Annotated in this window: 2 protein-coding genes; both read right to left on the reverse strand. The window is 45.5% G+C overall.

The features are described 5' to 3' along the window. Positions 1-389 (reverse strand): polysaccharide deacetylase family protein (locus tag A3751_RS18315; protein ID WP_156492612.1); only part of this gene is annotated, 389 nt, incomplete at its 3' end. A 9-nt stretch (positions 390-398) separates the two neighbouring features. Further along, positions 399-1039: hypothetical protein (locus A3751_RS23125; protein ID WP_197466484.1), on the reverse strand; the 641-nt coding region annotated here is incomplete at its 5' end.

Consider the following 1039-nt stretch of genomic DNA (forward strand, 5'->3'; position numbering starts at 1 on the left):
TGCATATACATGTGGTTTCGCCAGCTAGTAATGGTGATGTTCGCCTTGGTTTGAATAATGCGTTTGGTCTTAGCGATATCCCAATCTTGCTGCCATTTTGGGCCGTTGTAGCTGCCAAAGAGTTTTTTACAGCCGCGATGCCATAGCTCCGGCATAAAGCAGCTATACGTATGCCCGCCTATTTCTACATTGCGGCTTTCGCACATGGGTTTGATTTCAGGCCACTCTTCTTCGAAGGCTTTACCTGTCACGAAGCATGTGACTTTCGCATTGTGCTCGTTAAGTCGAGCGACAAAATCGCAGGCAATGCTCGCCTCGGTGCGATCTGAGTACAATTGATTACCTGTTTTCAGGCTCATGTGATGGATGTCGGATGTAATGCAAATCATAGTTATGTCCTATAGAGCAATCTGGTTTTTAGACAATACGGCGCTTAAATTTCGGTCAAACGTGGCGCCCCATTGGCGGACATATGCCTTGATAATGCTCAGCAATGAATCTTGTTCCTGCCTGCCAAAGTGCGATGAGAAAAATGAAACGAAATGCTGTTTTTCAACCGAGGAATTCACAAAGCTCGGGTTGAAAGCAATGTAAGGGAAGATCAACGGTAACATGCTCTCGTTATCTGAAAGCTGGTATGCGAGCTTGCCCAAAGGAGGCAGCTTATTCGGCAATTTTCCTGTTTTTGGTTTGATGAGATTCATCAGTCTACGCAGACATTCTTTTGCGTTAAACTCACGTTCATACAGTGAATGCACCAGCGCTGTGTCGAAGTACGTTTGCCACGTTAAATCAGAACGTTGGAGCCTTTTGGCTTCGCATTTCAGATGGATTGACTCAAGCTGTCTCATGACATTGCGATGCCAGTCTTTTAAATCTAGCTGCAGATAGTAGGCATACTTCGGTGAAAGCCGAAAAGATAGGGCTTCGTCGTAAAGGCGCTTGAATCGCAAATCTATCTCTGAGTGCTTAAGAATTCGCGCATGTTTTTCACGATACGACCAGTGATACTCATCCAAAGAGTAGAGCAGCGCATCGC

Source organism: Oleiphilus sp. HI0080, from assembly GCF_001635135.1.